We start from the raw sequence: 7,025 nt of genomic DNA on the forward strand, positions 1-7,025 counted from the left end.
ACTTCGAGATGCAAAGTCAGCAAGGAAAGTTGTGCCGATATACTAGGCATAAAATTGAACCTTTCGAGAGATTAATAAAAACACATTAATCCTCTATCGGTATAATTAACATAAAGACGTTAATTATTTAATAGTCATTCTAAGTCGACATTTCATAACGACGTAGATTGGTACAAGTTGCCTTGCCCTACGGGGCGCAAGCTCGAAAATTAGCCCTACGTTACCTCGTGTTGTGCCTTGCTCTGATTATCGAGCTTGTGCCTGACAAAGCATCTTGAAGTAACATGGGTATAGGTTACACAGAGAACACAAAGAAGGTTTATAAATAGATTTTTCTTCTTTGTGTCTTCGTGGTTAACTTTTTTTACACTTAATAAATCGATTAAAAGGCGTTTCATCATATTGATAATGTGTTTTCCTTAAACCCTTTAAAAGGGCACTGGATACAATTTAAACAGCGCATCAATATCGGATAATGCTTGCTCATTAAGTGCTGTTGAAAAGGCGTTAATATCCTCTTTTAGTTGTGTCATTTTGGTTGCTCCAATAATGGTTGAAGTCACGCCATCAACTTGGTTACACCATGCCAGAGCAAGTTGCGCAGCACTCATGTTATGTTGCTGGGCAATTTCAGCGTAACCTGTGATTGCTTTTTGTGCTGCTATTGTGTCTCTAAACAGCCCATTTCGTTGTATTAATGTCCAGCGACTTCCCTCTGGGCGTGCGCCATTAAGATATTTTCCGCTGAGCATACCACCTGCCAAAGGTGACCAAGGTAGGTAAGCGATATCTTCATGTACACAGTTTTCAATTAAGTAAGGCCAGTCTTTAGCATGTAACAAACTAAACTCATTTTGAATTGACACCATGCGTGGCAAGTTATGTTTTTCGCTGAGTTTTAAGTAAGTGTTTATACCCCAAGGTGTGTCATCCGATAAGCCACAAAAACGAATTTTTCCCGCTTTAATACAGCGATCTAACCCTTGTAGAATATCTAACATTTGTGCGCTGTGATCAGCTGCATTAACCTCGGTAAATTTAAATTGATTGGGCCAATGTTTGCTAAAATGTGGGGAGGTACGATTTGGCCAGTGCAATTGAAACAGGTCGATGTAGTCTGTTTGTAAACGTTTTAAAGAAGCATCAACCGCTGCAACAATGGCATCACCTGTAATTGGCCCACCATCACGTACCCAAGGCAGACCTGCACCTGCAATTTTAGTGGCAAGAATAATCTCTTTACGACGCGCTGGGTTTTTACCTAACCAGTTGCCTATAATGGTTTCTGTTTTGCCGTAGGTATCAGGAGAGGGGGGAACGGCATACATCTCGGCGGTATCAATAAAGTTAATACCCTGCGACAGTGCGTATTCTATCTGCTCATTCGCGTCGATCTGATTGTTTTGTAACCCCCATGTCATACTGCCTAAGCAGATACGTGAAACCGATAAATCACTTGAACCTAATGTTGAAAATTGCATATCTACCTCGTTGGAGTACTTCGTTATAATGTTTAAAGCAAAGCTTAGACCGCGATACTCAATAGTGCAGTTTTTTATAAATATTGTAAAAATGCAAGTTATTCAATAAGTGGTTACTTTGAAAATCACCATGCGTTGCGGTTACTTTATTTAGCAACAATGTCCTAAATAAGTAAATATCTAAAGTGACCATGTAAAAAACACCAAATTATAGTTTTCTGATACGGTTAGAGGCCGATTTCAACTTAGTTTTCTAGATTGCAACGAGGGTACAAAGCGAGATAAGAAATGTTGCAGGGCTGTGTTTTCACTGTAAATTAGTGGCCAAAATTACTTAGTCACAATATGGACGCCCTAGAAAATCAATTGACACTTTATGAAAATTCAAGATTAAAGACCTGAATCTCGGCCTTTTTCTATGATGCTGTCTGACGTTTTGTGTTACCTACACGGTAATTTACATGATGGTTTTTTAAAAAAGTAAATGATGTGAAGGGGGGAATTGAAAACCGGATAAGAAAAGGAATCTAATAATGGGGCAGTTGCACAACTAATTAGCGTCACGCTTCGCGTGAATAGGCAACTGATAACGCCCAATTATATTAGTAATATCTGTAAGTGGTTGGAGTAACTGATGATAGAGAGCGTAGAGAATAAATGCCGTAATTTGCTGATGCATTAGTGTTACCGAAAGTAAGTGCTTTTTTGATAGTTGAAAACATATTGAACCTCATTGATTTTGAAATAAATTAATTTTTAAAAACTATGAGAAAGGAGTTCCTCATCTCATGGATTGTATATTAACAGTAAAAAGTGTGACGTCAATCACAGAAATTAGTTTTTTATTGATATAGACGTTTTATGGCAAGAAAGTAAAAAAGACAGCACGTATACCCGTTACCAATCAAAGTGCTTTATTCAGTCGTCAGCTCGGACATTAAGACAAGGCATAGTATGATGACTTACGAGAGATTAATAAAAAGACATTAATCCTCTCTCGGTAGAATGAAATAAAATATTTTCATTCTTTAAGGGCTAGCTCTTAAAGAATACTGCAACGCCGAATTACCATGGTTGCACAAGAGACGAGCTGGCGACCCACAAGGCAAGCATCTTCGTTGTCTTTCGAGAGATTAACAAAAAGACGTTAATCCACTATCGACATTGATTAAATGCCAGTATTTAACAATTCGTTAGAAAGCATCGATTGAACTCGTTAGACCTTCAACTTTCTGCCTAGAACCTGCTCACCTCACCGCTTGCTGAATTTTACACCTTGAATGATAACGGGTATATATGGTCACTCCTTATAAATTAAGATTCCCAAAAGCGATGGTGCCAGGTCTTTAATCTTGAATTTATATAGGTGTAAGTTTATTTCTAGCTCGCATAAAGGGGCACAAAGTGCCTTAGATTTTTTCTGATGCCTCCAAAAATATGTCCAAATTAACTTTGCCAATATACATTGAAGTGGCATAGCTGGCTTAGACACCAGCGGGAGGGACTTGAATTTTTACCTGTGATTTTGTAAGGAGTTGAATAATAGGCGATAAATGTCAGTATTTCACTCTCTCAAAGTAATGAAAAAGAGGTAAGCATATTTAGGTATTAAGAAAAAGGCTGTTTATTCAACCTATATTCCATGTACGCACTTTTTGTTGCCGTTAAAATTTAAGTTGGTGCTGGTTGCCTAACGATGTTTACCATTTTTATTTTTCATGCTCACCACTGTGCGCGCGATAGCCAATAAGTTAGGGGAAATATCCTCAGCGCCATTTTTTATCAACTTGCTCACATCGCCCGATGAAAAAAACGAACCGCGTTCTGACTTAATGTCTAACGAACGCACAAAATCTTTTGTTTTACCTGTGCTTGCGGTATCAATATACTTTAAAAGTATTTGTTCATTAATACTCTGTGGCTCGGATTTTAACGTGGTTATGTTGTCTGTAAGCGTTTTGATCTCCGACTCAAATGTGGCAATTAATTCAGCTGTATTGGTATAGGGTTTCATTAAATGGTTAACTCTTCTGGTTGTATTTAAAAGGCTAGTGTTCAAGGTTATTTGGCTAAGGGGTTTGACGGACAAACCAAGGCATTCACTTTCCTGTAAACGCCCATCAATAACCCATTGTACCGTGAATGCACCTGAGTACCTAGTATTGGCTTTTTTCGCTAAGTTTATAATGATTAATACCCCTCGGTAAGCTAAGCTTTTTTTACGAATATAACTTATATCCTCCTGACTGTACTTAATCATAACCCAATAGAGTTAACGTCTTCATGTGCATCAAATGAATCAACCTCAAGTCAATAAAATACTATCACCCTATCGTACACTTGAAAAACACCCTTTTTGCAACAAGGTTTTTTCGATGATGGTTTGCCGTATGGTGCCTTATTTCTCAACGATTAAGCCAAATATTTCAGCCTTATCGCCGAATCACTGTACGTGTTTGATCACCGGTTTAGGGAAGACAACGCAAAGCTCAATAAACAGGAAATATTAGTCGCGGCTTATGGGTGACAACCGGGTTCTACAACAGAGCCCTTTATTCTAACAGGCAACACACCAAATTGGTCGTTCACGTAATTGTATTGGTATTACTTCAAAGTACTAAAAACGTATTGGCAATTGAATATCACTAGCTGAAATCAATTGTTCTGACACAAAAGGCGTACATTTGAAGTATAATAATTGGCGTGAAATCCAACAACCTGGAGTAATTTTGAGCACGTTACCAACTTTCTACAGGCCTGCTACTTATCTTCTACAATTTTTTTCAGCATAGAATTATTCTTATCTTCTGTGTGTGAGGGTTTAGGGTCTTTCTTTTCTAATGGTCCTTTTGGACCTATCCAGGTATTCGAGAGTATTCTATCGTCGTGGCGCATTCGCCAAGACAGCAACATTTGGGCATATTTTGTCACCACGGTAATATAGGCAGGATCATCGACACAATTAACCAATTCATCCGGATCTTTCTCAAGGTCAAATAACAGCGGAGGTAGCGCCGTAAAGTGAACATATTTAAACTTCTTATCGCGTATCACATTTAACGTACATTGATCTATTCTCAGACCTAAGTTTTTTTGCACATTTCGACCTTCCGTGTCACGAAAATCATATCCCCAATGGACTTCTTTTTTGATGACACTGGGTTGCTGCCCCTTGCAAAATGACAGTAGCGACCAGCCGTCACATTGCGAAGGTGCCTCTAAGCCTATCCAATCTAAAATAGTTGGGAATACATCAATCGATTCGGTAAAATCCTCAATCTTCTGTCCTGCTTTAGCATCGTTTTCTGGGTCGCGAATAATCAGTGGGATGTGAAAGGACTGATCAAAATAACCGGATTTACCAAACAGCCAATGATCGCCTAACTGCTCGCCATGGTCGGTGGTAAAAACAATCAGGGTCTTGTCATACAGATTATTTTCCTTGAGAAAATTGATTAGACGGCCTATCTGGTGATCGACTTCAGACACTAAACCATAGTAGGTAGCGCGGATTTGATCCACCTCGGCACCATCCAGGGTGACATTGGTTTTGGCATCGTGGCCATACCAGAGATCCTGTGTCTGATTATTAATATAATGCGATAGCCAAGGATGTTGTTGGCCTTCGATCTCTGCCGTTTCGGCTTTTACCGTCGCAGGAATATCCTGGAGATTATACATATCGTGATAAGGTTCGGGGGCGACGAACGGAGGGTGTGGGTGTAGATAGGACAAATGAATAAACCAGGAATTATCCTGTTTGATGGATAGATATTTGAGCACTTCATCGGTCAGAAATGCGGTGATACTGTCCTCGGCCTTATAGCGAGACGGAGCGAAAGATGGCCCCCGATTTTTGGCGTCCGCATAGTTTTCTACTGGTCGATGGACTTCCCAAGGGCCCAGCGGGGTTTCATAACCTTTTCCCTTAAGATAGATAAGCCAAGGGACCGCCTCCCTATTGAGTAAAACCGCTGCCGTCATCCCCGGTAAAACGCCCATATCCTGCCTTAAATCGGGATCCCCTGGCGCACGGGTTCGAGGATCGGGACTCATGTCGGTATAACCAAACAGCAGTGGGTCGTAGCCGGCTTTTCGGGCTTCTAAAGCGATATTGGTATGCCTGGCATCTAAGGGGGTTCCGTTTTGAACAATCCGGTGATTCTGTAAATACATACCCGTATAAAGACTGGCTCTTGCGGGGCCACACGGTGCTGCTTGAGCGTAGTGATTCTTAAAGAGCACACCATCTTCTGCAAGCTTGTCCAAATTTGGGGTTTTGATACAGGGGTGATTCATCGAGGACAAGCAATCTGCTCGCCATTGATCTGCGGTGATAAATAGGATGTTTTTCATATTTCGCCCCATGCTGTCATTAATACTTATCTTAGCTGATAATAAAAATTTTACATGCTATTTCTCGATGGTGTGTATGTCGAAGATAACGATGGAAAAACGTGTTTAGATGATGAACATCCTTGTTCATCCCTTTCCAGGCAACCTGCGGTTGTCCTAATTCATTCCCGATGAATTGGTCATGGTGTTTTTGCGCCAAATAGCAAAAACAGAGCAGAGATCTCCCCCAATAAGGCTAGACAAAGAAAGCAGGGGGCACATCAAAATCCGATGGTACTAATCCCTAAAAAACAGTGAAAAACGTAAATAAAAGACCTGGTCGACAGGCTCAAACGGGTCTTTGGCATAAAGATAGAAACCTGTCATCAATGCGGTGCTGTGATTAAGATCATTGCAAGCATTGACAAATCGGCAGGAAAGCTGATTTGCACAGCGAATGCTGCCCCGCAGGGGTTAGACACAGGGATGTGTCTAATGAACTCCAGTTGTGATAGAAAAGATACTCAGTCACCTTCTTAAAAAGAATGAAAATAGTAAAGAGCTTACCGCCGGAAAGTCGAGCCCCTGCTCAGATGAGTTTGTTTGAATAAAGGCAAGTTCATCATAAACAGAAGCAGCTGCTTTAGACAACAGTGGGAAGGACTTGCATTTTTACCTGTAATTTTTTAAAAGAGTTGAATAATAGGCGATAAATGTCAGTATTTCACTCCCTCATAGCACTGAAAAAAGAGGCAAATGTGGAAATTTGAGGTAAGCATATTTTAGATATTAAGAAAAAGGCTGTTTATTCTACCTATACCCATGATCTTTGAAAAGACTTCTCATTTAGGAAAATTAAGTTGAAATTTAAATTTAAAAGATCAAACTGTCTATACCCATGATCTTTGAAAAGACTTCTCATTTAGGAAAATTAAGTTGAAATTTAAATTTAAAAGATCAAACTGTCTATATGCAAATATCATTATCCTATCAGCAAAAAAAGATTTTAGAATCTCGCCATAAAATGAGCAGGGATAAGCGCGAGTGCGATAGAATAAAAGCGATTTTATTATCTGCTGAAGGTTGGTCTGAGGAGTTAATATCTCAGGCGCTACGAAAACACAAAACAAGTATTACTCGACATTTAAATGATTATGTCACCAGTCAAAAAATAACATCGGATAATGGTGGTTCTGAGGGCTACCTTAG

Annotated in this window: 5 protein-coding genes; 2 read left to right on the forward strand and 3 right to left on the reverse strand. The window is 39.7% G+C overall.

Annotated features, from left to right (window positions below):
* Window positions 1–428: 428 nt before the first annotated feature.
* Both G322_RS0116250 and G322_RS0116255 read right to left on the reverse strand, forming a co-directional pair.
* Window positions 429–1,481, reverse strand: coding sequence for an aldo/keto reductase (locus tag G322_RS0116250; RefSeq protein WP_022942779.1), 1,053 nt, complete (start codon window positions 1,479–1,481; stop codon window positions 429–431).
* Window positions 1,482–3,171: 1,690 nt separating this feature from the next.
* On the reverse strand, window positions 3,172–3,495 hold the full coding sequence (locus tag G322_RS0116255; protein WP_022942780.1) for a hypothetical protein: 324 nt from the start codon (window positions 3,493–3,495) through the stop codon (window positions 3,172–3,174).
* 280 nt (window positions 3,496–3,775) lie between these two features.
* Here G322_RS0116255 and G322_RS24615 point away from each other — a divergent pair, with 280 nt between their 5' ends.
* Window positions 3,776–3,991 carry a DUF4442 domain-containing protein gene (locus G322_RS24615; RefSeq protein WP_084683771.1) on the forward strand — a complete coding sequence of 72 codons (216 nt, stop codon included), beginning with the start codon at window positions 3,776–3,778 and terminating at the stop codon, window positions 3,989–3,991.
* A 250-nt stretch (window positions 3,992–4,241) separates the two neighbouring features.
* Here the strand turns inward: G322_RS24615 and G322_RS21115 are convergent, their stop codons facing one another.
* Window positions 4,242–5,837 (reverse strand): alkaline phosphatase family protein, encoded by a 1,596-nt coding sequence (locus G322_RS21115; protein ID WP_022942781.1) that lies wholly within the window; start codon window positions 5,835–5,837, stop codon window positions 4,242–4,244.
* 949 nt (window positions 5,838–6,786) lie between these two features.
* Here G322_RS21115 and G322_RS23520 point away from each other — a divergent pair.
* Window positions 6,787–7,025, forward strand: a 239-nt coding sequence (locus G322_RS23520; protein WP_022940429.1) for a helix-turn-helix domain-containing protein, incomplete at its 3' end; no start/stop codon positions are given.

Source organism: Psychromonas hadalis ATCC BAA-638 (assembly GCF_000420245.1).
GTDB classification, from domain to species: domain Bacteria; phylum Pseudomonadota; class Gammaproteobacteria; order Enterobacterales; family Psychromonadaceae; genus Psychromonas; species Psychromonas hadalis.